This window comes from Mesorhizobium sp. M6A.T.Ce.TU.016.01.1.1, assembly GCF_003997065.1.
GTDB classification, from domain to species: Bacteria; Pseudomonadota; Alphaproteobacteria; order Rhizobiales; family Rhizobiaceae; genus Mesorhizobium; species Mesorhizobium mediterraneum.
The window spans coordinates 55644-81191 of sequence record NZ_RZTJ01000021.1 but is presented as its reverse complement, the minus strand read 5'-3'; the positions used below and the strand labels follow the sequence as shown (position 1 = coordinate 81191).

General features: G+C 60.4%; 21 protein-coding genes. 12 read left to right on the top strand and 9 right to left on the bottom strand.

The window, feature by feature from the left end; translation table 11 throughout:
- Nucleotides 1-21 precede the first annotated feature (21 nt).
- Both panC and panB read right to left on the bottom strand, forming a co-directional pair.
- A complete protein-coding gene (panC, locus tag EOC94_RS27480; protein WP_127294615.1) occupies nt 22-930 on the bottom strand; it encodes a pantoate--beta-alanine ligase in 909 nt (302 codons plus the stop codon).
- Nucleotides 927-1763 carry a 3-methyl-2-oxobutanoate hydroxymethyltransferase gene (panB, locus tag EOC94_RS27475; protein WP_127204249.1) on the bottom strand — a complete coding sequence of 279 codons (837 nt, stop codon included), beginning with the start codon at nt 1761-1763 and terminating at the stop codon, nt 927-929. Before panB ends, panC begins: the two co-directional genes overlap by 4 nt.
- A gap of 172 nt (nt 1764-1935) precedes the next feature.
- On the opposite strand from panB, the gene EOC94_RS27470 reads away from it, so the two are divergent.
- The 10 genes from EOC94_RS27470 (at nt 1936) to EOC94_RS27425 (ending at nt 13362) form a co-directional block, all read left to right on the top strand.
- Entirely contained in the window at nt 1936-2898 is a 963-nt protein-coding gene (locus EOC94_RS27470) for a hypothetical protein (protein WP_127294613.1), read from the top strand.
- A 62-nt stretch (nt 2899-2960) separates the two neighbouring features.
- Nucleotides 2961-3935 (top strand): quinolinate synthase NadA, encoded by a 975-nt coding sequence (nadA, locus tag EOC94_RS27465; protein ID WP_126057765.1) that lies wholly within the window; start codon nt 2961-2963, stop codon nt 3933-3935.
- On the top strand, nt 3932-5473 hold the full coding sequence (locus EOC94_RS27460; RefSeq protein ID WP_127294611.1) for an L-aspartate oxidase: 1542 nt from the start codon (nt 3932-3934) through the stop codon (nt 5471-5473). Before nadA ends, EOC94_RS27460 begins: the two co-directional genes overlap by 4 nt.
- 1 nt (nt 5474) lies before the next feature.
- Complete coding sequence (nadC, locus tag EOC94_RS27455; RefSeq protein ID WP_185928335.1) at nt 5475-6356, top strand: carboxylating nicotinate-nucleotide diphosphorylase; 882 nt, start codon at nt 5475-5477, stop codon at nt 6354-6356.
- Between the two features lie 207 nt (nt 6357-6563).
- Complete coding sequence (gene bioB / locus EOC94_RS27450; protein ID WP_245461392.1) at nt 6564-7532, top strand: biotin synthase BioB; 969 nt, start codon at nt 6564-6566, stop codon at nt 7530-7532.
- Nucleotides 7529-8668, top strand: a complete 1140-nt coding sequence (locus tag EOC94_RS27445) for an 8-amino-7-oxononanoate synthase (protein WP_127294609.1) — start codon at nt 7529-7531, stop codon at nt 8666-8668. The genes bioB and EOC94_RS27445 overlap by 4 nt, the downstream gene beginning before the upstream one ends.
- On the top strand, nt 8665-9300 hold the full coding sequence (gene bioD / locus EOC94_RS27440) for a dethiobiotin synthase (RefSeq protein ID WP_029354884.1): 636 nt from the start codon (nt 8665-8667) through the stop codon (nt 9298-9300). The genes EOC94_RS27445 and bioD overlap by 4 nt, the downstream gene beginning before the upstream one ends.
- Nucleotides 9300-10565 (top strand): adenosylmethionine--8-amino-7-oxononanoate transaminase, encoded by a 1266-nt coding sequence (locus EOC94_RS27435; protein ID WP_126089910.1) that lies wholly within the window; start codon nt 9300-9302, stop codon nt 10563-10565. Before bioD ends, EOC94_RS27435 begins: the two co-directional genes overlap by 1 nt.
- The gene (locus EOC94_RS27430; protein ID WP_126089911.1) at nt 10562-11545 is read left to right on the top strand and encodes a beta-ketoacyl-ACP synthase III; all 984 of its coding nucleotides are present in this window, start codon (nt 10562-10564) and stop codon (nt 11543-11545) included. The genes EOC94_RS27435 and EOC94_RS27430 overlap by 4 nt, the downstream gene beginning before the upstream one ends.
- Before the next feature lie 173 nt (nt 11546-11718).
- The gene (locus EOC94_RS27425; RefSeq protein ID WP_127294607.1) at nt 11719-13362 is read left to right on the top strand and encodes an MFS transporter; all 1644 of its coding nucleotides are present in this window, start codon (nt 11719-11721) and stop codon (nt 13360-13362) included.
- 231 nt (nt 13363-13593) lie between these two features.
- Here the strand turns inward: EOC94_RS27425 and hemN are convergent, their stop codons facing one another.
- Both hemN and EOC94_RS27415 read right to left on the bottom strand, forming a co-directional pair.
- Nucleotides 13594-14922, bottom strand: a complete 1329-nt coding sequence (gene hemN, locus EOC94_RS27420) for an oxygen-independent coproporphyrinogen III oxidase (protein ID WP_127294605.1) — start codon at nt 14920-14922, stop codon at nt 13594-13596.
- Nucleotides 14923-15417: 495 nt separating this feature from the next.
- On the bottom strand, nt 15418-15774 hold the full coding sequence (locus tag EOC94_RS27415) for a hypothetical protein (RefSeq protein ID WP_091595902.1): 357 nt from the start codon (nt 15772-15774) through the stop codon (nt 15418-15420).
- A gap of 682 nt (nt 15775-16456) precedes the next feature.
- On the opposite strand from EOC94_RS27415, the gene EOC94_RS27410 reads away from it, so the two are divergent.
- Nucleotides 16457-17596, top strand: a complete 1140-nt coding sequence (locus EOC94_RS27410) for a porin (RefSeq protein ID WP_095486066.1) — start codon at nt 16457-16459, stop codon at nt 17594-17596.
- Nucleotides 17597-18085: 489 nt separating this feature from the next.
- Here EOC94_RS27410 and EOC94_RS27405 read toward each other — a convergent pair whose 3' ends face one another.
- From EOC94_RS27405 to EOC94_RS27390, 4 genes are all read right to left on the bottom strand, one after another.
- Complete coding sequence (locus tag EOC94_RS27405) at nt 18086-19957, bottom strand: acyltransferase family protein (protein WP_095486065.1); 1872 nt, start codon at nt 19955-19957, stop codon at nt 18086-18088.
- An 83-nt stretch (nt 19958-20040) separates the two neighbouring features.
- Entirely contained in the window at nt 20041-20604 is a 564-nt protein-coding gene (locus tag EOC94_RS27400; protein ID WP_095486064.1) for a CpaD family pilus assembly lipoprotein, read from the bottom strand.
- Nucleotides 20605-20613: 9 nt separating this feature from the next.
- The gene (locus tag EOC94_RS27395) at nt 20614-22035 is read right to left on the bottom strand and encodes a type II and III secretion system protein family protein (protein WP_245329905.1); all 1422 of its coding nucleotides are present in this window, start codon (nt 22033-22035) and stop codon (nt 20614-20616) included.
- A 71-nt stretch (nt 22036-22106) separates the two neighbouring features.
- Nucleotides 22107-22793, bottom strand: coding sequence for a response regulator transcription factor (locus EOC94_RS27390; RefSeq protein WP_095486062.1), 687 nt, complete (start codon nt 22791-22793; stop codon nt 22107-22109).
- Nucleotides 22794-23114: 321 nt separating this feature from the next.
- Here EOC94_RS27390 and EOC94_RS27385 point away from each other — a divergent pair, with 321 nt between their 5' ends.
- The gene (locus EOC94_RS27385; protein ID WP_126105043.1) at nt 23115-23399 is read left to right on the top strand and encodes a hypothetical protein; all 285 of its coding nucleotides are present in this window, start codon (nt 23115-23117) and stop codon (nt 23397-23399) included.
- Between the two features lie 1082 nt (nt 23400-24481).
- Here the strand turns inward: EOC94_RS27385 and tdh are convergent.
- A complete protein-coding gene (gene tdh, locus EOC94_RS27375; protein ID WP_095486061.1) occupies nt 24482-25516 on the bottom strand; it encodes an L-threonine 3-dehydrogenase in 1035 nt (344 codons plus the stop codon).
- Nucleotides 25517-25548: the final 32 nt, after the last annotated feature.

Here is a 25548-nt window from a genome sequence, read left to right as displayed (position 1 = left end):
GCGTACGACGCGCCGCCGTCATCACCGCAATTGCTGTGCTGCTTCCGATTGGAGAGAGCTCCGCGCACCTGACCAACTACCGATGGGTGATATTGCGACGTTATCGATGAGCCGCGTGTCGCCAAGCCAAGCCGCAGCAAGCAAGCGTGCCGGTCGGTCAAGGCTTGCTAACGATTGCAGGTCTGTTTCTCCGCGAAGCTCCAGGTATTCGAGCTCGCGATAGCCGGCAGCCAGAATTGTTGCACGCGCTTCATCAAGCGTAGGCAGGATGGGAGAGCCGCGTGCAAGCCGCTCGGCCGTATCGAGCAGGACCGATGCTAGTTTTGGGGCAATGGCGCGTTGGGCTGGGGAGAGCCGCACGTTACGCGACGATAGCGCAAGACCATCGGCTTCGCGGACTGTCGGACAGGGCACAATAGTGATCGGAATGTCGAGGTCCCGGACCAAGCGCCTGACAAGCTGAAGTTGCTGAAAATCCTTTTCGCCAAAAAAGGCGAAGTCAGCGCCGGCCTGCAGGAAGAGCTTGGCCACGACCGTCGCCACGCCATTGAAATGGCCGGGCCGGAATGCGTCGCACAGGCATTCGTTGATGCCGGACACTGAAACGACCGTGGCGAAGCCCGCCGGGTACATTTCCTCTGCGTCCGGCACACAGAGCAGATGCGTGCCCAGCGGCGCGAGCTTGGCAGCATCTTCGCTTTCCGTCCGAGGATAGGCAATCAGGTCGGCGGGGCTGTTGAACTGCTTGGGGTTTACGAACAGCGTCACGATCACCCGCTCGGCCCTTTCAAGCGCCTTCCGCACAAGGCTCAGATGCCCGTCGTGCAAGGCTCCCATGGTCGGCACAGTACCGATCGTGGCACCCGAGCGACGCCATTGCGCAACGACGGCGCGCAGCTCGCTCACGGTTCGAGCGATCGGCACGCTCATGTGAAGTCTCCGGCCTTCAAGGCGTTGACATAGAGATGTTCGACCGCCGGAAAGTGCCGGTTCCGCACATCGGTGGCGTAAGCGGCGATTGCCGCCTCAGCCTGCTCACCGAGCTCGGCATAGCGTTTGACGAACTTCGGCCGAAATGATGTGAAGAGCCCGAGCATATCGTCGCTCACCAGAATCTGGCCGTCGCAAGATGGCGAGGCACCGATGCCGATGGTGGGTATGTCGATATCGGCGGTTATCTGCCGTGCAAGCTGCTCCGGTATCTTTTCGAGCACCAAGGAGAAGGCGCCCGCCTCGGTTACCGCCCTGGCGTCGCGCCTGATCCGCTCTGCATCGGCTCCCCGGCCCTGCACACGATAGCCTCCGAACGTGTTTACCGCCTGCGGCGTCAGCCCCACATGGGCCATGACAGGTACGCCGCGCGCGGTAAGGAAGCGGATGGTTTCCGCGATGGTCTCGCCGCCCTCGAGCTTCACCGCTGAACAACCGGTCTCACCCATCACGCGCGCAGCGTTGCCGAAAGCGTGCTCTGGGCTTTCCTCGTAGGAACCGAAGGGCAGGTCGACGACCATCAGTGCGTGTTCAAGGCCGCGGCGAACGGCCTGTCCGTGCATGATCATCATGTCGAGCGTGACGCCCAGCGTCGACGACAGGCCGTGCAGCACCATGCCGACGCTGTCGCCGACAAGAACGATGTCGCAGTGGCGATCGAGTAGCCTCGCGACCGGCGTGGTGTAGGCCGTCAAGCATACAAGTGGCGTCTGGCCTTTTCGCAATCGAATATCTGGAGGGGTAATCCCTTTTATCTCACCAGCCGCGCTCAACCGACGCCCCCTTCCCTTACGTTACCAACAGCGGGTGTCGCGTTTGGCATATTTTTGTGCGACTGCGAAGAGCTAAAAACAGCGCTTGAGTACTACGGTGTTGACGTGCTGGCTGCCAAGGTTACATTCAATCGATTAAGGCGCTCCGTTGGGCCAACCCACTTTCGCAAACATGGATCCTCAGACAAGAAGAACCAAGAAAGGCAAAGCCGCCGTCAAAGCTGACGAAGCCAAAGTGGACCTGACTGCCGTCGTGGTCGCCGTAAACGACAGTGAGCCCTGTGTCCTCACCGTCGGTCATGCGGACACCCTCCCTTCTGGACCTTTTGCGCTTGAGCATCGATCGCTGCAGTCGGGTTTGAGGGGGTGGGTGGAGCAGCAGACCGGCCATGCACTGGGATACATCGAGCAACTCTACACCTTCGCCGATCGCGATCGCATCGGCACTGAGCGCCACCAGCGCGTCATCTCAATCAGCTATCTTGCATTGACCAGGAAGGAACAGGCAACGAACTCGGCCGCGTGCGGCTGGCAAAGTTGGTACGAATATTTTCCCTGGGAGGACCACCGCTTCGGCACGCCGCCTGTGCTGTTCGATAGATTGCGGCCCCGCCTGATTGAGTGGGCCGGCGGCGCCAGCGAGCCGACCACTCAACGCGAGCGCCGGCAGCGCGCTGCGATAGCCTTCGGCTTCGACGACCGCCATTGGAACGAGGAACTCACGCTCCAACGCTACGAGTTGCTCTATGAAGCTGCTCTGATTGAAGAGGCCGGTGGCGGCAGGGACGCGATTGCGGCCGCGGCTGGCAAACCAATGGTCGCTGACCACCGTCGTATTCTGGCAACCGGGATCGCGCGGCTGCGTTCGAAGATCAAATACCGGCCGGTCGTGTTCGAGCTTATGCGGCCTTCCTTCACGCTGCTGCAACTGCAGCGAACCGTGGAAGCTCTGGCTGGCAGGCTCATCAACAAGCCGAACTTCCGGAGATTGGTCGAGCAGCAGGAACTTGTTGAGGAGACTGGGGAGACCTCCCTCGACACGGGCGGCCGACCGGCGAAGCTTTATCGCTTCCGCCATGCCGTTCTCGACGACAGGGCTATCGCCGGGACAAAATTACCGCTGGCGCGGGCTTGACATACTTATAGTCAAGGTAGACATATTCCCTTATTGTCAAACCGAATATAATCGAGGCGCCAATGACTGGGGCGTTACCTATGGCTGCGTCCCTGTATGAGCGTGTCCGGCGGGTGATCCCTCCCGTTGAATGGCTCGCGTTCGCCGGCGATATTGAAGCCATCTTAGCGCTGAAGCGTGAGCGCAATGCGGTGGTGCTGGCGCACAATTACCAGACGCCCGAAATTTTTCATTGCGTGGCAGACATCGTCGGCGACAGCCTGGCGTTGGCCCACAAGGCGGTGACGGTCGACGCCGACATCATCGTGGTTGCCGGCGTTCATTTCATGGCCGAGACGGCAAAACTGCTCAATCCGAACAAGACCGTGCTCATCCCGGATCTCAGCGCCGGCTGCTCGCTGGCCGAATCGATCACGGCAGACGACGTGCGGTTAATGCGGCTGCGGTATCCGGGGGTCCCCGTTGTTACTTACGTCAACACTTCGGCCGCCGTAAAAGCGGAGTCCGACATCTGCTGCACGTCCGGCAACGCGAAGGCGGTGGTGGAATCGCTTGGCGTGGCGCGTGTGCTGATGCTGCCGGACGAATATCTGGCGAGGAACGTGGCAGCCGATACAGACGTCGAGATCATCGCCTGGAAAGGCCATTGCGAGGTGCATGAGCGCTTCACCGCAGCAGACATTCGGGAACTGCGCGATGCCCATCCAGGCGTCATCGTGCTGGCCCATCCAGAATGCCCACCAGACGTTGTCGCGGAGGCGGAGTTCTCCGGCTCGACCGCAGCGATGTCGGATTATGTCGAGCGGGAGAAACCGACGCGTGTCGTCCTTCTGACCGAATGTTCGATGAGCGACAACGTCGCGGTCGCGCATCCCGACGTCGAGTTCGTTCGCCCATGCAACCTGTGCCCGCACATGAAGCGCATCAACCTCGCCAACATTCGCGCCGCGCTCGAGCAGAACCGGCATGAGGTCCGGATTGATCCGGAAATTGCCGGCCCCGCCCGCCGCGCGGTCGAGCGCATGCTTTCCCTATGAGCCTGGAGGTTCGCGACATCGCCGGGGCGCCGGTCGTCATCGGCGGCGGCATTGCCGGCCTGATGACGGCGCTTCATCTGGCGCCGGAACCGGTCGTGCTTTTGACCAACGCGCCGCTTGGAACCGGAGCCTGCAGTGAGCTTGCCCAGGGCGGTCTTGCGGCAAGTCTCGGCGGCGACGACGGCCCGGATTTTCACCTTTGCGACACGATAGCTGCCGGCGACGGACTCTGCGACGAGGCCACGGTGCGGCGAGTGGTCCGAGCTGCACCCGAAGCGATTAGGACGATCCAAAGGTTCGGCGTCGCCTTCGACCAGCACCCTGACCGCGCGTTGCGACTTGGGCTCGAGGCGGCACACTCGCGACGGCGGATTGTGCATGCAGCTGGCGACGCCACCGGTCGCGAGTTGGTGCGCGTGCTCATCGCCGCGGTTCGGCGTACAGCCTCGATCACCACTATCGAAAATGTGGAGGTCCGCCGGCTGGTCGTGCAGGACGGGTCGGTCATCGCCGTGGTCGCCGCAGGACGAGCCGGCGCGCTCGCTCTGCCCACGCGTCGCGCGGTGCTGGCGACTGGCGGCGTCGGCGGGCTGTTTTGCGATACGACAAACCCCGCTGGCTCATGGGGTCACGGGCTGGCGCTCGCCGCATGGGCGGGGGCGGAACTCGCCGACTTGGAATTCATACAGTTCCATCCAACTGCGCTCGACGGTCCGCGCCGGCCGATGCCGCTGGTGAGCGAAGCCGTGCGTGGCGAAGGCGCGGTGCTCATCGATGAGCGAGGAGAGCGCTTCCTCGCTGACACACCTGGCGGTGAACTTGCGCCTCGCGACGTCGTCGCGCGCGCCATTTGGCACCAGCTTGCCGTTGGACGCCGCGTATTCCTGGATGCACGGCAAAGTCTCGGCCCGAGATTTAGCAAGCGTTTTCCAGGCATCGCCGAATTGTGCCGGAGCGCAGGGGTCGACCCCGCGACCGACCCGATCCCGGTGCGCCCGGCGGCACATTATCACATGGGCGGCGTCGCCGTAGACAGCGCCGGCCGCAGCTCCATCGAGGGATTGTGGGCCTGCGGTGAGGTCGCCTGTACCGGCCTGCACGGCGCCAACCGCCTGGCCAGCAACTCGCTCACCGAAGCGGCGGTCACCGCGAGCTGGGTTGCCGAAAGCGTTGCCGGCACGTCGTATACCCGGCGACCGCGCAGATGCTCCACATTCATCCCTCCAAGACCAGACGCTTCCGCGGTCCGCCCAATTGTCTCCGCCGCCCTGGGTATCATCCGCGACGGCGAGGCAATGCGCGAAGCGGTGGCGACCCTGCTGCCGATCGCAGCTGACAATGTCGCTGCCTCTGGCCCGGCTTTGGTCTCACTGATGATCGCCGTGGCGGCCCTGGGGCGGGAAGAGAGTCGAGGCGCGCACTGTCGGTCCGATTTCCCGCTCCACGATGCCGACGCGCGCCCATCACGGCTGACACTGCACAGCGCAATGCGGGCCGCGGCCGCACTCGATTGCCGGGCTACCATACGGAGCACCTGATATGATTTCATTCTCCCCCCTCCCCGCGACCCTAATCGAACCGATTGTGCGCGGTGCGCTCCTCGAAGACCTGGGCAGATGCGGCGACCTGACCAGCGATGCGGTTATCCCGCATGATTGCACTGCCACGTTGGTGCTCAAATCGAGGCAGGCGGGCGTCGTTGCCGGGCTCGATCTGGTCTCGTATGCCTTCCTGCTCGTGGAACCGGCGATCAACATCCAGATCTGGCGCCCTGATGGCAGCGATGTCGGGGCCGGGGAAACCATTGCAAAATTGTCCGGACCCGCGCGAGGCCTGCTCACGGCCGAACGCACTGCCCTCAATTTCTTATGCCGGCTGAGCGGCATTGCCACTGCCACAGCGGCGATGGTTGAGGCCGTGCGCGGTCACAAGGCGAGGATCGTATCGACGCGAAAGACGACGCCCGGCCTGCGGGTATTGGAAAAATACGCCGTGCGCGTCGGCGGCGGTGCCAATCACCGCTTCGGCCTCGATGACGGCGTGCTCATAAAGGACAACCACATCGCGATCGCCGGCGATATCCGCACAGCAATAGAGCGGGCGCGCGCCGCCGCAGGGCATATGGTGAAGGTCGAGGTTGAGGTCGACACGCTGAAGCAGCTCGATGCAGCGCTCGCGATTGGTGTTGACGCGGTGCTGCTCGACAATATGTCGGTCGAGGATCTTGCCCGCGCGGTTTCTATAGTGGGTGGCCGTACGATCACCGAGGCTTCCGGTCGGGTGACGCCGAAAACGGCGGCGGCGATTGCGGCGACCGGTGTCGATCTCATCTCCATGGGATGGCTGACGCACAGCGCCCCGATCCTCGACATCGGCCTGGACATGCCGGACCACCAGAACATCTGCAAGCATTTGAACTGAGGATTACGGCATGAGGAGCAACATCAGCTCGGCAGGCGTAGGAAGGCGGTGGGAAGACGTGCCGCAGCTCGCCTTTTAGCGAGTGCGCTCCAAAGCCAAGTCGGACCGGGCTTGCCGGTCGACAGACTCCTGAAGGCGTACCGGACTAGCAACAAAGGTTTGACGATGACGGTTGGAATGAACTCGGAGTTCGACGTGAACCAGACCATGCAATCGGTCGATGGAACGCCTCCGCGATGGAACCGCAAAGAGGCTGAGGCCATCTACGGCATGCCATTCAACGATCTGCTGTTCCTAGCTCAGACGATCCACCGCCAGAACTTCGATCGAAACCGAGTGCAGCTGTCGCGGCTCCTTAGCATCAAGACCGGCGGCTGCCCCGAAGATTGCGGCTATTGCAGCCAGTCTGCGCATTACGAAACCGGGGTGAAGGCGTCGAAGCTGATGAACGTCAAGCATGTCATCGACGAAGCGGCCAAGGCGCGTGATGGCGGCGCAACGCGCTATTGCATGGGCGCGGCGTGGCGAAGTCCCAAGGAGCGCGACATGGACGTCGTGGTCGCCATGATCGAGGGCGTCAAGGCGCTCGGCATGGAGACCTGCATGACACTCGGCACGCTCGATCTTGAGCAAGCTGCTCGCCTGAAGCAGGCCGGTCTCGACTACTATAACCACAACATCGATACCTCTGAGCGCTACTATGGCGAGGTTATTTCAACCAGGACTTTTGCCGACCGGCTGGAAACGCTTGGGCACGTGCGCGCGGTTGGGATGAAAGTCTGCTGCGGCGGCATCGTCGGGATGGGAGAAGAAAAGACCGATCGCATCGACATGCTGGTCACGCTCGCGAACCTGCCCGAGCCGCCGGAAAGCGTGCCGATCAACATGCTTATTCCCATCGAAGGCACGCCGCTTGCCGCGGCCGACGCCATCGATCCGATCGATTTCGTCCGCATCGTTGCGCTCGCGCGGGTGATGATGCCGAAATCCTGTGTAAGGCTGTCCGCCGGCAGGACGGCGATGAGCGACGAAACGCAGGCGTTGTGCTTCTTTGCCGGCGCTAACTCGATCTTTGTCGGCGACACGCTGCTGACGGCGGACAATCCCGGCGAGGACAAGGATAGCCTTCTGTTCCAGCGTCTCGGCATCGAGCCGATGGAACTCGCCACGCAATGAACGAGGCAATTCTTGCCCGCTATGACGCATCCTTGCGCGGACTGGCGCGCAAGGACCGGTTGCGGACGCTCGCACCGCGCGCCGGTCTCGACTTCTCGTCGAACGACTATCTCGGACTTGCCGCCTCCAAAAGACTTGGCGAAGCGGTTGCGGCGGCGATTGCGCGGGGCACGCCGGTTGGCGCCACCGGGTCGCGGCTGTTGCGCGGCAACGCACCGGAACATGAGCAACTGGAGGCGGACGCCGCGGCATTCTTCGGCGCCGACCGTGCGCTGTTCTTTGGCAGCGGCTACATCGCCAACTTCGCCCTGTTGACCGCGCTGCCGCAGAAAGGCGACCTGCTGGTCCTCGACGAACTCGCCCATGCCAGCATGCATGAGGGCGCGCAGGCCGGGCGCGCCGAGTTCAAGCTGGCCGCGCACAACGACGTCGACGCTGTCGAGGACGCAATCACCCGCTGGCGCGCTGAAGGCGGCATGGGGCGAGTGTGGATCGCCGTCGAAAGCCTTTACAGCATGGATGGCGACCGCGCGCCGATGGAGAGCCTGGTCGCGCTGGCTGATCGGTACCAGGCATTCATCGTCTTCGATGAAGCGCATGCCACCGGCGTCTGGGGACCGGACGGCCGGGGACTGGCCGCCGCGTGCCAAGGCCGCGACAACATCGTCACGCTCCACTCATGCGGCAAGGCGCTCGGCGCATCCGGTGCACTCGTCACCGGGCCGAGGACACTGTGCGATTATCTCGTCAACCGGTGCCGGCCGTTCATCTACGCCACCGCGCCCTCGCCGCTGATGGCGGCCGCGGCGCGCGAAGCGCTGACTATTCTGTCCGACGAGCCCATGCGCCGCGCTCAGCTGCAGGAACGCGTTGCCTGCGCCGGCCGCCAATTGGCCGAGCGCTGCGGCGTCGTACCCAGCGGCTCGCAGATCCAGCCATTTGTCATCGGCGACGTTGGGCGCACCATGGCGGTGGCGGCGGCCCTGCAGGCACGCGGCTTCGACATACGCGGCATACGTCCGCCGACGGTGCCCGAGGGCACATCGCGCCTGCGCATTTCGCTGACGCTCAACATCGACGAGACCGACATTTCCGCCATGGTCGAGGCTCTCGTCGAGGTGTTGGCCACAGCATGACCAAACGCATCGTCGTCACCGGAACAGACACCGGAATTGGCAAGACAGTGTTTTCGGCCGGACTTGCCGGGCTGCTCGACGGCTTCTACTGGAAGCCGGTGCAATCGGGCCTCGACGAGGAGACTGACAGCGAGGTCGTCGCCCGGCTTTCCGGCTTGCCCGACGGACGCGTGCTGCCCGAAGTCTATCGACTGACGATGCCGCTGTCGCCGCATCGATCAGCCGAAATCGACGGCGTCGCGATCGAGGCCGACGATCTTTCATTTCCGGTCCTGCCGACACCGCTCGTCATCGAAGGCGCCGGCGGGCTGATGGTGCCGCTCAATCGACAGACAAGGTTCATTGACATATTCGAACAATGGCGGCTGCCGGTCATACTGTGCGCCCGCACCGCGCTCGGCACCATCAATCATACGCTGTTGTCGATCGAGGCCCTGAGAGCCCGCTCCATCCCGCTCATCGGCATTGCCTTCATGGGCGAAGAGGTGGCCGATACGCAAAGGACAATCGTGGAATTCGGCGGCGTGCCGCAGCTCGGCAGGCTGCCGCACCTCGGTCCGCTGACGGGTGAAACGTTGAGAGATGCAATGATTTCCGGCTTCGACCTGGCCATGATTGCCGGAGGCGACTGATGGCGCAGTCTCGAGTCTGGCATCCGTTCACGCAGCACGCGCTAGAGCCCTCGATCCCTGAAATCGTGCTGACTGAAGGCGCCTATCTCCACAAGGCCGACGGCTCCCGCATCCTGGATGCGATTTCTTCCTGGTGGGTCGTCACTCATGGCCACCGCCACCCCCGCATCATGAAGGCCATCGAGACGACCGCGTCGAGCCTCGACCAGATCATCTTCGCGGGCTTCACCCACGAGCCGGCCGAGCGCCTGGCCGAGGCGCTTGTCGGCCTCGCACCCGCCGGCCTCGACCGGGTGTTCTATTCCGACAGTGGCTCGACCTCAATCGAAGTCGCGCTGAAGATGGCGCTCGGCTATTTCCGCAACATCGGCGCGCCGCGTTCGCGCATCGTCGTCATGGAGCACGGCTATCATGGCGACACGATCGGGGCGATGAGCGTCGGCGCCCGTGGCGTGTTCAACGCCGCCTACGAGCCCTTGCTGTTCGAGGTCGACACCATCCCCTTCCCGGCCGCCGGGCGCGAGCAGGAAACGCTGGATCGGTTCGAGGCACTCTCCCGCGACCGGCGCGCCGCCGCGCTGATCGTCGAGCCGCTCGTGCTCGGCGCCGGCGGCATGCTCATGTATCCGGCCTGGGTTCTGACCGAATTGAAGAGGATCACTGAGGCCGCCGGCACGCTGTTGATCGCCGATGAAGTGATGACCGGCTGGGGGCGCACCGGAACCATGTTCGCCTGCGAACAGGCGTCCGTCTCGCCGGACATCCTGTGCACCTCGAAAGGTCTGACCGGTGGTACCATCCCGCTGGCCGCCACGATCGCCACCGATGCCATCTTCCAGGCTCACTATTCCGAGGATCGCAAGAAGACGTTTTTCCATTCGAGCTCCTACACCGCCAATCCGATTGCATGCGCGGCGGCACTTGCCAATGTCGAGATCTGGCACGACGAGCCGGTGGCCGAGCGGATCGCGGCCTCGAGCGCGATGCAGGCCGCTGGCCTCCAGCGCTTTCGCGACAACCCCCGCTTCACCGATTGCCGGGCAACCGGCACCATCGCGGCACTCGACCTACGCACCGGCTCAGCCGGTTATCTGGCCGAGATCGGGCCAAAACTGCGCGCTTTTTTTCTTGAGCGCGGCCTGCTCGTGCGCCCGCTCGGCAATGTCCTGTACCTTCTGCCGCCCTATTGCATTACCGGCAACGAGTTGGATGGGCTCTATGACGCCATCGAGGAGGCCGGCGAACGCTTCGGCTCAAAGCCATGAGCCGATCATCGCGCATTCTCGGGTTTGGCCATCATGCGCCCGCGCGCAAGGTGGAGAATCCGGAAATCGAAGATCGTCTCGGGCTTGAACCCGGCTGGATCGAGCAGCGCACCGGGATACGGTCGCGCTTCTGGGCAGCGGACGAAGACACGCTGTCGGCCCTTGCCGCGCACGCCGGCGACATGGCGCTGACCAATGCCGGTATCGACCGCGGCGACATCGGCCTACTGTTGCTCGCTACCTCCACACCCGATCATCTTCTGCCGCCAAGCGCGCCCCTGGTCGCACATCGGCTGGGACTAGGTCGCGCCGGCGCGATCGACCTGACCGGCGCCTGCGCCGGCTTCATCTATGCGCTGATGTTCGCCGACGGGTTCACCCGCCTGCACGGCAAAGCGAGCCTTGTCATCGCCGCCAACATCCTCAGCCGCCGCATCAATTCGGCCGAGCGCGCCAGCGCCGTGCTGTTTGCCGATGCCGCCGGCGCCGTGGTGATCGGCCCGTGCGAAGACACTGACCGGGGCATTCTTGGTGCTTCGGTGGATTCCGACGGTTCGGGCTACGGGCTGATCCAGATTCCCGCCGGCGGAAGCAACACGCCGTTCCATGGCGACCTCGACCTCGCGCAGACACGGATGACGATCACTGACGGCCGTGAAGTATTCAGCAAGGCCGTGGAGATGATGACCGCCTGCTCGAGAGATGCGCTCACTGCTGCCCGACTGAGGCCGCAAGACCTCGATCGTTTCGTGCCGCATCAGGCAAATGCTCGCATTTTCGACGCGGTCGGCAGGAACCTCGGCATCACAGATCACTCGATGGTCAAGACGATCGCCGAATATGGCAACTCTTCCGCCGCGACGATCCCGCTCTCATTGTCGCTCGCCCATCGGGCGCAGCCGTTTCGGCCTGGCGAGAAAGTCCTCTTGGCGGCAGCGGGTGCGGGTCTCAGCGGCGGCGCGCTTGTCGTGGGAATTTAGCAAAGCAACGCTTGCGCATAGGACTGCTCATTGAATGAGACTATGAGAATGGCTCAATACGTAAATAGTCGCCGGCAAGCTCCATAGAGCTGGTTCCGTGCGGTGCTCCGCGATGTCTAAGTACCGAACCGCTTGCTCAAATCGCAGCGCTCATCGAAGGCCAGCAAAACCTCATGCAGAGCGAAAATCCTCAACCGCCCGTTTCAAAGACGCTGGCTCCATTTCGAAACAAGGTGTTTCGCTCAATTTGGACGGCCACCCAGATTTCCAGCCTGGGTTGGCTAGTGCAAACGGTCGCCATCAGTTGGCTTATGGCAACGATTTCTGCGTCCGACCTTATGGTTGCACTCGTCCAGGCCGCATCTACATTGCCGGTGTTCTTCCTCTCAGTTTTCGCCGGAGCCATTGCCGACAACTTCAGCCGCCGGTGGGTGATGTTTGCGGGACACTGCCTGATAGCATCGGCGTCGATGACGCTGATGATTTCTGTGGGTCTGGGATTTGTCAGTCCTTGGCTGATTCTCGGGTTAGGTTTCCTGGCCGGCTGCGGCTTTGCCTTGAATGATCCGGCCTGGCACGCTTCGGTCGGCGATATCCTTCACAAACGCGACATTCCGGCCGCAGTGACGCTTATGTCCGTCGGATACAACATTGTGCGCAGCGTTGGTCCGGCCTTAGGGGGCGTGATCCTGGCCGTCTTTGGGCCGCTGGCCGCTTTCGCCTTGGCTGCGGTGAGTGATCTGGCGCCTATAAGCGCGATATGGCGCACCAAATGGGAGGTCCGCTCTTCGCCTCTCCCTCGTGAGAGAATGACGACGGCAATTCATGACGGAGTGCGCTTTACGGCGATGTCTTTGGAGATCAGGGCAGCGACCGCCCGAGCAGCTCTTTTCGGATTGGCAAGCATCTCCATTCTGGCGTTGCTCCCTCTCGTCGTCCGGGATCAGTTGAAGAGTGGGCCAATTGTCTACGGTATCTTATTGGCCGGCTTCGGCATGGGTGCTTTCATCGCGGGCATGGGCAACGGCTTCTTGAGGAAGGTCACGTCTCAAAACAGGCTGGTGGCCTTCGCCTCTGTGGCTTGTGCAGTCTGTTGCCTCTCCCTTGCCCTGACATCGTCGGTTCCTGTGGCGGCCATTTCGCTGGCGCTCGGCGGAGCGGGTTGGCTTATCACCTGGACGGGCATTGACGTGTCGGTGCAGTTGGCAAGCCCAAGGTGGGTTGTAGGCCGCACGCTCTCCATTTACTACGCCTTGAGCGCAGGCGGTATGGCTGCTGGCAGCTGGATCTGGGGTTCTGTCGCGCAAAACTATTCCTTGACCTCAGCATTGGAGGGCGCCGCGGGCGCTCTGTTGCTGGTTGCAGCAGCGGGGATCGTGTTGCCGGTCCGTCCCTGGGAAGAAACGGATCAAGAAAGTTCAGTTTTTCATCCGCCGGACGTGGCTCACGATCTGAAACCCAGAAGTGGCCCTATCGTGGCCAAGGTCGAGTATTTGATATCGGAGGAAAATATCGAGGCCTTTCTGGGCTACATGCGCACGCGGCGACACGTCCAGAGCCGTGCCGGTGCACGAAACTGGACGCTCCAGCGAAATCTGCAAACACCGTCACTTTGGACGGAGACATTCCGCACCCCCACCTGGATGGACTTTCTCCGCCTAAATCATCGACTCACCGCAGCAGATAAGGAAGTCGGCCAGCATCTCCTGTCACTGCATGAAGGAGAGGTGCCTCCGCAGACAGTGCTTTCGATTGAACGAACGACCGAGGCAATTCGTACCCGTACCTCGACAATCTTTTCTCGTCCTCCAAGATGACGCCATCAAGCTGCTATCCAGGGACAGGGTGGATCACCGGTGCTTTGCAGAGCACAGCCTCACACCGAGAGCAGCGTGCTCCGAGTTGTGCGATCGAGCGCACCCAGGCGAGATGATGATGAACGCGGCGTCAAGTGGAAGTCCCCTGCATGCGCTTGCGGAGTCTTCTGCGAGAGCCCATGCCGACGAGCGCCAAACAAGGTCTGATGCCTTCGGAGTCGTGGCCTCAACTCATCGATTCGCGAGAAAAGCATCGAATGCAGCAGCAACGGCGCGAACAACAAAGCGGTGCTCCGGCCGCACGCGGATGAAGCCGTTTTCGACGTCCACGATCCCCTCCTCAGCCAGCGTCACCAAACGCTCAACTGAATCGAGAAAACGAGCTGGTTCGATTTCGTGGGCGGCACAGATGGTCGGCACGTCGGCCTCCAAATCGCACATCATTCGCTCGATGATTGCTGCGCGCACCCGGTCATCGTCGGTCAGACGGTGGCCCTTTGATGTCGCCAGACGTCCACTTGCGATGTGCCGGGCGTAAGAATCCCGTGTTACTTCGTTCTGAACGTACCCCTCGCCGACTCGGCCAATAGCCGACGCGCCGAAGCCGATCACGGTTTTGCAAGTATCGGCCGAGTATCCCAGCGAATTACGCCGCAGGCGCCCGGTCTTCTGCGCTAGCGCGAGTTCGTCGTCCGGCAGAGCGAAATGATCGAGCCCGATCTCCCGGTAGCCGGCGCCAACCAGTGTCTCGGCGACAGCTGCAGCCTGTTCGGCGCGAACATCGCCGTCCGGTAGACCTGCCTGCTCGATTAGGCGCTGATTCTTTATCACGGAAGGAATATGCGCGTAGCCGAACACCGCAAACCGGTTGGGGCGCATGGCGACCGCAGCCATCGCGGTCTGGATGCAGGACTGCACAGTCTGTTTCGGGAGACCGAAGATGAGATCGAAGTTGATATGGCCAACGCCATGCCGGCGGAGATTTTCGACGGCAGCGGCCGTCTGCACCTTACTCTGGATCCGATTGATCGCCTTTTGCACATCGGGATCAAAGCTCTGCACGCCGATGCTCGCGCGGTTGACACCGGTAGCTGCCAAGGCTTCGGCCATTTCCGGTGTGAACGTTCGGGGATCGATCTCCACGGCGATCGCAGCAGTTTTGCTGAAAGCGAAGTGGCGGCGTAGAAATTCCATCAGCGCCAAGTGCTCGGCTGGCCCGATAAGGTGAGGCGTTCCGCCGCCGAAATGCACATCGCTCACCGGCAGCCCTTGCCGCGCTTGCTCCGACACCAAACTGATCTCCTGACGCAGCACCGCCAAATAATTAAGGATCGGGCCGTTGCGACGGGTGACCGCGGTAGGGAAGCCGCAATACCAGCACATGGATCGGCAAAACGGAATGTGGAAATAGAGCGACACCGATTCGTCGGCCGGGAGGCCCCTCAGCCATTCCTCATAATCGTCAGCACCAACCGCCGCAGAGAAGTCTGGCACAGTCGGATAGATGGTATACCAAGGCGGCCGGGGGTCCCGGTACTTTGTCAGGATTGAGGTGTGCAAGGAGCTGTCGTCCCACGTCGCTGATCCATCATTGTTTCGTTGCGCGCTCGTCCTGTCTCTGACCTAAGTCAGTGCGTCCCGCTTTCTCCGCGTTTTCAAGGCGGAGGCGGCGATGTCGCAGTCTCGCTTGGACAGGACGGTATCAACCGAGCGCGCGTGCCATGGTCCGCCTGAGGTGATGGTGCGGTGCCGCATTCAACGTTTGAGTACGTGACGCCGATGCAGTGTGCTTGAGGCGTCTGCGGAAGAACTTTGCAATGCGAAATTCATGTCCGACGCCAAACGTCGCAACGCACCTGTCAAGCCTCGTTCAGACGCCATCCAGGTCCAGCCAGCGGCCTTCCCTGCCGGCCGAAAAACCATACCGGCTTTAGCCACCGAGACGCTCTAAAGCTGACGTCCGCTCATTTGATGAAAGGAAGGCGCCGCTAGGGGGTGCACAAGGCTCCCCAGCTTGACGTCGCTTCGAGCGATGAGCGGCGGTGTGGCTTGTCGTCAAGCGCCGGGCAGCGTGCCCCCTACCGATATCCCGAAAAGATCGACCAAGATCGCCATCCCGACGCCACACGCGGTCTGGATGAGGCCGACCATGAAAATGCGATTGGCGCGTTCGTAGATGGGGCGGCGCAAGGAACTCATGTCGAGCAGCATGGACAGCGCTCTCATCTGCAGTGCGATGCCGAGCAGGATCGGCACTACGGCGAACAGATCGTAGAGTTGCCATGGCAAGGGGTTCGCCGCCCAATGAGTGAGGAAGCCGAGCGAAAAGGCAAGCAGGATACCCACGGCAGTGATTGTGCCGTTGCGGAAAATGGTCTCGATCAGTTCTTCCTTCGGATCGTGCTCGTCCAAGCGGCTTCCTTTCGTTGCTCTTTCCGTCGAGACTAAGTTCTCGAGAATGCTGTTCATCGCCAATTACTCGAGGCGAGCCGTAGGCAACCGTTTCAGGGTGCGATCCCTTCTCGCTATCGGCCGCGCAATGTACCTGCACGGCGAACTTACAGCGGCGAAAAGGTGCTTCGGCCACCATGCGACACATCGGACGTGGACGCCCTCTGTTCCTGGCGCAGCCCTTGCGGACCGCACGCGCGCAGTAATCCTTCTCGGTAGCGCATGAAGCGGCCTCCGTTGCGGTCAGACGGGAAGCCGTCGCTGTTAAACGAGACTGTCACATATCGAACATGGCGAACCGTGTCGCACATTGCTTTTCGCAGTGACCCTCAAAAAAAGTGATTCCAGCGAGACGAAGGCGCGTCGGCCCAATTTTGGTGTCGGCCGCATCTACGCTTCAGGTTGGCATGTCGCTTGCTGCTCTATTCCGAGGCTGCAGCGGTCTGACCGGAGTGTTTCACATATAAACGATAATGAATCTCCTAGCAGAAAACACTATTCTAAGTACATGTGGCTTCTACGCTGGATAACCTCCCATGTCAAGCGCTTTTACGTCCACAAATTGGAGACAACACGCACAAAATTTAGAGTAAAGCTTTCTCTTACGCCTCTATCCTTTTTATTCCTTCATGGAGATCTAGACATGTACATCAAGAATCGTCTTCTCGGCTTAACTGCTCTGATCGCCGCCTCCGTCGTTCGAGCAGCTGGCGCCGAGCGGGAACCGGCCGAGTACATCAAGATCTGCGACGTCCTCGGCTCGGGGTATTTCTATATTCCCAACACCGACACCTGCCTGCGCATCGGCGGCTATGTCCGTTATGATATCGGCCTGGGTGATGTCCGATCCTATGACAGCGCAAGAACCTCGGATGTGAGAACTGGCGAGGACCAAGGCACTTGGCGAAACAACACACGCTTCACGTTCAAAACTTGGAGCGGCCAGCAGACCGAGCTCGGCGCGTTGACGACCTATACCGAAACCCACGTGAATTTTGGCAATAGCGCTAACTCGCGTGACAGTCCTCAGAACTATGATTTCAACAGCGGCCTCGCACTGGCTTCTGCCTGGGTCGAGCTGGGGGGCCTGCGAGTTGGCAAGGACGGGTCGGCCTTCGATACGTTTGTAAGCTACGCTGGCAACGTTCTCGATAGTATGCTCGTTCGGTCGGCCGGCTTCGACACCAATGTGGCTCAGTCCTACTTCGACGCCGGCAACGGCATTTCGACCGTGATTTCGCTCGAACAAGGATCGGGCTCAGCCGGTACTATCGACAGCTATATTCCGCACGTTGTCGCCGGCTTGAAATACACGCAAGGCTGGGGCTCGATCACCGGCGTCGCGGCTTATGACAGCAACTACGAAGCTTTGGCCGGCAAGATCCGTGTCGACGTCGCTGTCACAAACCAGCTGTCGCTGTTTGGACTGTTCGGCTACGGTTCCAATGGCAGTCTCAACGAGGACTCAAACGGCGCAATCGCCAATCATGGGCGCGGCTCGTACAAAATCTGGAACGGCCAGTGGGCTTTCTGGGCGGGCGCCACCTACGAGTTTGACGAGAAAACTTCGTTCAACCTTCAGGTCTCGGGTGATCAGCTCAAGGACTCTGGTGTGGCTGCAAACGTCGTCTATATGGTCGTTCCTGGCCTCACGGTCACAGCCGAGGTCGATTACGACCACTACGGCAACTTTGGCGTCGGCCCTGCCGACCCTACGACCGTCAAGGGCACGAGCAAGCCGAACAGCGTCGGCGGCATTCTCCGCCTCCAACGCTCATTTTGAAATCTCTCCAGCCGCGAGCATCTCTGGCAAAGGCACTTGCCTCGACAACGCACGTATGGAGAGCTTCTTTCGCCATCCTTGAAGTCTGCATCGACCGTCCACGGCCCATCGTACCAACTTGAGACTGAAAGGGGTGAGCCCTGTGTAATACAGCCTAGCCCTTGACCTGCCCAATGAACCGGCCAGGGGTGGTCAGTTCAAATTCGGGGCCGTTTAGAGGGCAGTGTGAGGCCGTGTCAGGTAAGTGCCACTGCTATGTCGGGACCGCGACACGCCTGTCGCTGTGGATGGCTGGAATTGCCCTTCGCGGCGCCATTCATTCTCTTAACATTTACGTGATAATGCACGCTTAGTCCGATCCGCGTGGCAGCACCCATCCTAGGTCGCTATCGGGTGGCCTTAAACCTGAACAGCTCCATCGTCGCGGCTGCTGCCGAAGCAGGAGCAATCACAGGGACCCGCACTGGTGCTTGTCAGCCGTCTGACCCGCTACTTCGTCTTAGGAAGAGCATTGTCTTTGCCAAAAGCCGGCCAGTATTTCGAGATTGCCAGTGTGGCGCCGGCTGAAGAGAAATGACCATAGTCGAAATACATAAACTCTCCTCTGTCGGAATAGGGGCAGCGTCCTGCGCTGCACAGGAATTTCAGCGGATCGATGAATGTGGCGCCTTTGGTAAATGAGCGCACACGTTCGTTGATGCCGGGGTCCATCGCCATCGGCCAGGACGTATCGTCCAGATTTTGGCGCTTGGCGAAGAACGCAATTTTCCGGACGTCAGTTGGGAACTGCGGAGACTGGCCGATGACAAACACGCGCACGCCCAGGGCACGAAGCGTATCGATTGTTTGCTGAAGACCGTCGAAGCCTCTGACCTCATAGTCACTCCATTTACCGCTGAGGATAACCGTCTTGATGTCCGCTTCCAAGATGATGTCCAAGGCCTTGCGATTGAACCGGACACAATCAAGACGAGCGTAAGAGTAGTAAGAGAGTATCGGCGGGCAGCCGGCGTACGTATATTCCACGATGTTCGCCTGCAACCGATTTATGTTAGCACCCAGGCCGGAAACATAGTGCGCGGCGAAGGAGTCGCCCCACAAAAAAACCGTTGTTGGAAAACCGCGAGTGCGCGTGCAATCCTCCATATTCCAGCTTTCGATCCGGCTGGTGCCCTCGTTGAAACAGATGCCATTCCTCCAGTCCCCGACGGAAATGCGCCGCTGGACATAGTCCGGAAACCGTTGCGGAAAGCCGTTGCCGAGCGCCCCCGCCGCTCCGCCGGCACAAAGAACAACGATCGCGAGCGCTGAAAAGGCGAAGATAGGCCCCGGGGCGGTGAAGGTCCTCTTCTGTCGAAACGGCTGCTCTACAAACTTCCAGGAGAATGCAGCCAATGCGAGGCTTGCCACCAACATCGCACCGGTCATCAACGGATCGAGTTTTTGGAACGAAAGATAATGCGCGAACGCATTGAGCGGCCAGTGAACAAGATACAACGAATACGAGATGAGCCCAATCCAGACCAGCGGCCGGACTTCGAGCATGCGGCTGGCGACCGTCGAGGGGGAATTTTGGCCAACATAGATCAGAAGGGCCGTTCCGATGCATGGATACAAGGCGTTGTAGCCTGGGAACGGATCACTCTCCGAAATCGCGAAGAACCCGATGGCGAGAAGGCCAAATCCGGCCAACCCCACCGACTCCATCAGGAATCGGTTGCCCAACGGCGGGGGGCGTTTGAGCATGAGCAGGGCGCCCAACATGAGTTCCCAGATTCGGGTCGGCAGCAGATAGAATCCGGCGGTGGGCGCCAGCGATGTCGCCATCACCGCCACTACGAAGCTGCAGAGAATTATCGGAAGAAGTGTCGTCAGCCAGCGCTTCCCGATGTAGCGATAGATTAGGAACATCAGGATTGGGGCGAAGATGTAGTACTGCTCCTCTACGGAAAGCGACCAGGTGTGCAACAGTGGTCGAAGCGCGGCATCGATCGAGAAGTAACTTGACGTTTTCCAGAAAAAAACGTTCGACCAGAAAGTCGAGGCAGCTATGATGCTAAGACTGAATTCGCGCAGATCCGATGGCAGAAGAATGAACAATGCCGCAATGCAGGTGAGAAGCATCACAAAGACGAGAGCCGGCAGAATGCGCCGGGCACGGCGCCAGTAGAAGTTGACGATCGAAAATTGGCCGCGTTCAAGGTCATCCAAGAGGCTTCCGCTGATTAGGTAGCCGGAGATGACGAAGAAGATATCGACCCCGCTAAAGCCACCCGGGATCGCCGAAATTCCGAAATGAAAGAGTACGACCGGAAGTACAGCAACAGCCCTAAGGCCCTCGATATCGCGCCTATATTGCATCCAGCGGTTCCTTTGATTTTAGATCAGGGCGAGATTGGAGCTTTCAATCCCCGGTAGGAGTGCTGCCAAGATAAGGGACGGTATTAGCCACCTTTATCCGTCCCGAATGTTCTGTAAGTGGCAACTGGTATAGAAGCACGATCGCCATCGCCGGACTTGACGGCCTGATTGTCGAGCAGATCGCGCGGATCGTTGACCATCACGGCCAGGTTATATCCTGTCGAACAACCAAGCGGCTGTTTGAAGGATTCTTCATTGGGTAAAGCACCATATGAGGGACAGACCGGCGGACGGGCGTGATAGACAATCGCCTCAATTCGCACTGAGCCGGCGTCGTGTTGATCGAGCAATTGAATGTTGTCTGCTTCGATTGCCAACTGCCTGGCCTGATGGGCTACCCGTGCGCTGAGCTGGGGCGAACCGCTGATCAGGAGGTGGAGGGCATCGAACCGGCCGCGACTGGCCTTGTCTAGGAAAACACGCAAACGCTGCCGTTCGGAAGCGCGCAGGCTTTGCAACGTCAGGACGGTGGTCTCCTCTCGGACAAGCATTGGTGCCGATGGTTCGACATCAACTGGCGTAGTGCTGGTGCAGCCACTTACGCTTGGTGCCAGAGCGACAAAGAGGATTATAAAACGCAACATCATTGGACGACACTATTCGATGATGAAGCCGAGACCGCCCTGGGCGCTTGGCGCGCCCGCACGGATAGCAGCGCGGTCTCGCGGGGGACTTGCCACGGAATTCGTCGGAGCGCCCCCTCCGTTCAAAGCCGGTGCCGCCCGCTCGGTAGGTGCGCTCATCTGGTTTGGGTTGGAGCCTGGTCTTACAATGTAAGGCGTAACTAGAATGACCAGTTCTGACTCCTCTTTTTGAAACGAGGACGAGCGAAAAAGCGGTCCCAGGATCGGCATTTCTCCGAGCCAGGGAAAGGCCCTGACATCATTGTTGACGTTCCGCCTGATTAGACCGCCGATTGCGAAGCTCTGCCCACTGGCGAGTTCGACGACCGTATCGGCTCGGCGCGTGGAAACTGCCGGCACGGAAATTCCGTTGATTTGCACGGCACCTTGCGTCGACAGTTCACTGACTTCGGGCGTTACGTGAATGTTGATTTGATTGTTGCTGAGAACTGTCGGCACAAATTCCAGACTGACGCCGAAGTGACGGAATTCAACCGATACCTGCCTGTTTTCCTGCAGGACAGGAATGGGAAATTCGCCGCCAGCGAGAAAGCTGGCTTTTTCACCCGACATGGCGGTGAGGTTCGGCTCAGCCAGGACGGAAGCTATATGCTCCTTGGCGAGCGCGTCGAGAACCGCGCTGACGTTGACGGCACCGTTGTCGAATCCGATTTCTGCTGTACCGCCACCCTGGGTTGAACCAGACCCAGCGCTTGCACCGCTTCCGCTTAGAACGCCCACTTTGAAATTGCCGATTTGACCGAAGGCGGACAGGTTGACGCCGAGTGACTTCATGGCGCTGCGTGAGACTTCGGCTACGCGCACGCTGAGGTTAACTTGCAGGGATCCAGTGACCTTGATGTTGTTGACGACTTGCGCTCCGTCGCCCAGATATTGCTCAGTGACTCTTTTTGCGGTGTCGGCGACCTCTGCGTCGGGCGCTGTCCCGCTAAGGATTGCGCCGCGCGGCGTATAGTTGACGCGGATGGGATAGTCGCCGACCTGCTCCCGCAACATGGCGCGTAAATCCCCGATCGGTTGCGTGACAACGATACGCAATTCGGCGAGAGGCTCGCCGTTGCCATCCAAGGCGAATAGGCTGGTCCGCCCCGATTTCTTGCCAAAGACGAAGATTGTTTTGCTCGATGGTGCCTGAAAATCTGCGATCGTGGGGTCAGCAACAAAGATGGTCGTGGCTGGCGCGGGCAGATGAACGGTCTCCCCGAGCGAAGAGGAAAGGGTCAGCGTGGCGTTGATGCTATTCGAAGCCGCACGCGGCGCGCCTTTGTCCTGCTTGTTTTGCGCCGCGACACCAAGTGGGAAAGTCACAATAAGCGCACAGAGGAGATGGCCCAGGTAACGGGGCACTGCAGGTCTAGGAACCTTGATGGCGATCGCCCGCCAATTGAGCGCAGGGCAAGGATGTTGAAGGATCAGCAAAATAGATCTTCTTTCGATTCGACAAACTATGCGGATGACGCGTCAGTCAATTCTAGAATGTAACCAATGCCACGGATGGTCTTGATCCGTGGCGTTGCACCTGATCTGGTCAGATGTCCACGTAAACGATAGATTCCGACTTCAAGCGCGTTGGCAGACACGTCGTCGTTGAACGAATAGAGGTGATCTTCCAACTGCGCACGGGGCACGATGCGGCCTGCCCGGTTAAGCAGATGCTCTAGAATACAGAGTTCGCGACGTGCGATCATCATTGGGTGCCCAGCAACGAAAACCTGTCGGGCGACCGGATCGAAGTTGAGATTGCCAAATACGAGCCTCAGGTCGGTCATTTGTGTCGCCCGGCGCAGAATGGCTCTCATTCTGGCGATAAGCTCATCGGTAGAGACGGGTTTGAGCAGAAAGTCGTCCGCACCACCGTTGAAGATCGCAATTCGCTTATCGAGATCGTTGAGGCTGCTCATAATGACGGCAGGAACTGAATGCCCGTGGGTCCTCAACTGCCTCAGCCAACCCAAGCCATCGCCATCTGGCAGAGCCAATTCCAGCAGGAGAATTTCATAGCTGGCGCAAGAAAATGCACTCGAGGCCAGTTCCAGAGTACCAACGACATCAACGACGAAGCCGCCATCCCCGAGCGCAAGTCGCATGGCGCGCGCAAGATCCGCATGATGATCCACGAGCAGCGTTCGCATTTCATCTCCTATCGAAGAGGGACGGCCCATCGAACGCGTCACCGGCGGCCATCTGATCGGAGCACACGGCGCGCAACTCGTCGCAGCTCTCGGAACTGGTCCGAGTCGGAGGGACATGCAAGTCGCTCGGTGGCAATAGGCGCGGGTGAGGACCAACTGGCGGGCTCAAATACGCCGGTCGGCGAACCCACGACGCCAGCAACCCGCGTGCGATTTCTCGTTGCATCATCTCTCCTACGTGCAGCCCCTACGCTCGCAAGGCAGCGTCGCGGCTCAGAGCCCGATTCCCACAGAGGGTAGGGTTAGCTTTCGAGAAACTGATTGAACAAATCGATTATTTGGATCAAATGCATCCACGGTATGGATGCAGCGCCGCATCTTCAACGACTGCGGCGTCCTGATGGATTCTTGTGTCTGTCGTGCTCTGCTTTTTTCGCTGTCCTTCAAGGCTGGCGAGTCTGGTGGAACCTGCGCGTCATTGGCTGTGGTAGCTTGATGCTCAAAAATGGAGCGCCCCGCGGAAAGCCGCTCTCAGATTTCCAAAAAGCCTTGCTGGTCCAAAAGAGCACTTCGCGTCTCGACACCAAAATGGGCGAGGAAAACTGACGTCTGACAGGGATGTGTATGCAACAGCCGATTTGCGGCACCAGGAAACGACCGCGTTCAGGCTGGAGATCGACGACCAACGTCCTCGATTTCCGCATTCAGGCCACGACGATCGACCGCTTTCCAAGCTCTTCCTGTGCGGGCGGATGCCGGCAAACAGCAGCACAGGGTCAGGGAAACCGCGAGCGGGCCTGCTTGATCGCCATGATCACATTGCCGCTGTTGCGCGTGCGGACCGGAATGCATTCGGTCCAGCCGGTGGCAATTTCGGTCAGCACCATCGTCTGCACGAAGCTCCCCGACCAAGACGTGCCCGAATGCGCTCAACCAAGCCGGGCGGCGGATCTTTCCAATCGCCGAAGGTGCGGGCTTGCACCGAGCGGCGAACTGCCGAACTCATTCCTGCCCGGCGGCGCTGGCCGCCGCGAGCGACGATGCGGACCTCAGCCGCTCCGAAGCCTCCCACAACACGATGAGCGCCTCGCGGACATCGCTGCCGTAACAGCGGCTGCGGCTCTTGCCCGCAGACGGCCTCTGCTCACGACGGTTCATAAGACGGATCGCGCGCGCTTGCGATAATAGCCGATTACCGCCCCGAACTCATTCAGAATGCGCCGCTTGTCAACGCCGCGATAACGCTCCACGATCGCCGCTTCAGTTCCGACCGTGTCGCCATGCTGAGCCGCGCCATACTTCCCCCGAACCGGAATGGCACGACCTGTCCAATGCGGCTCGTTGCCTTCCTTAATTCGCTGACCGGAAAGGTACCGGAAGTCGTCTAACGCATCTTACCCGCTGAAACGGCGGCAACACCTCGACCTCAATCGCAGATCTTAGGAAATAGACGATCGCGTGGGGGCCTGTGAGCATCCGTTCACCGGATTTCCGTCATCGGCTGAGGCGAATTGCCACCATCGACCGTTATCGGATGGGCCGCGATACGTCGCCGTATCATGATTAGGGGGCGCACCTAGCGGAGCCATAGCTCTCCACCCAGCCATGTTCCCCTCGTTGGAAGATGTCCGGCGGACCAGAGGGGTGCTGTCCCGTCAGCTTTTCCTGAAGAGCGGCCAAGGCGATCCCTACCAATCCATCACCACCTTCCCCGAATTGCCGCTCTTCATCGCCTCGAAACCGTCGAGGTAGTCATCGACCCCGATGCGGTGTGTGATCAGGCCCGACACGTCGAGAGGACCCTGCACCAGCGCGATCATCTTGTACCAGGTTTCGAACATCTCGCGGCCGTAGATGCCTTTGAGATGCAGCATCTTGAAGATGACCTTGTTCCAGTCGATCTCGAAGCCGGTCGGCGCGATGCCCAGAATGGCGATCTTGCCGCCATTGTTCATGGTGTCGATCATGTCGCGGAAAGCGGGGGCGGCGCCTGACATTTCGAGCCCGACGTCGAACCCCTCGGTCATGCCGAGCACCGGCATGACGTCGCGCAGCTTTTCCTTCGAGGCGTCGACGACATGCTGGACGCCGAGTTTCTTGGCTAGCGCCAGCCGCACCGGGTTGATGTCAGTGATGACCACTTTGCGCGCACCGACGCATTGCGCGACGAGCGCGCCCATGATGCCGATCGGCCCGGCGCCAGTCACCAGCACGTCCTCGCCGACCAGATCGAAGGACAATGCGGTGTGGACGGCATTGCCCAAGGGATCGAAGATCGCGGCAATCTCATCGGGCACATCGTCGGGGATCGGCACGACATTGTGCTGCGGGATCGCCAGATACTCGCCGAACGCGCCCGGACGGTTGACGCCGACGCCGAGTGTGTTGCGGCACAGATGCCCTCGCCCGGCGCGACAGTTGCGGCAATGGCCGCAGACGATGTGGCCTTCGCCCGATACACGCTGGCCGACCTTGTATTCGGTGACCGCTGCGCCGAAATCGGCAACGGTGCCGACGAATTCATGGCCCGTCACCATCGGCACCGGCACCGTCTTCTGCGCCCACTGGTCCCAATTGTAGATGTGCACGTCGGTGCCGCAGATCGCCGTCTTCTTGATCTTGATCAGCACGTCGTTGGGGCCGATTTCCGGCACCGGCACCTCTTCCATCCAGATGCCCGGTTCGGCCTTGGCCTTCACAAGCGCCTTCATCATGTTCGACATCAGGATTTCCCTATTCCGTGATTGCGCTTCTG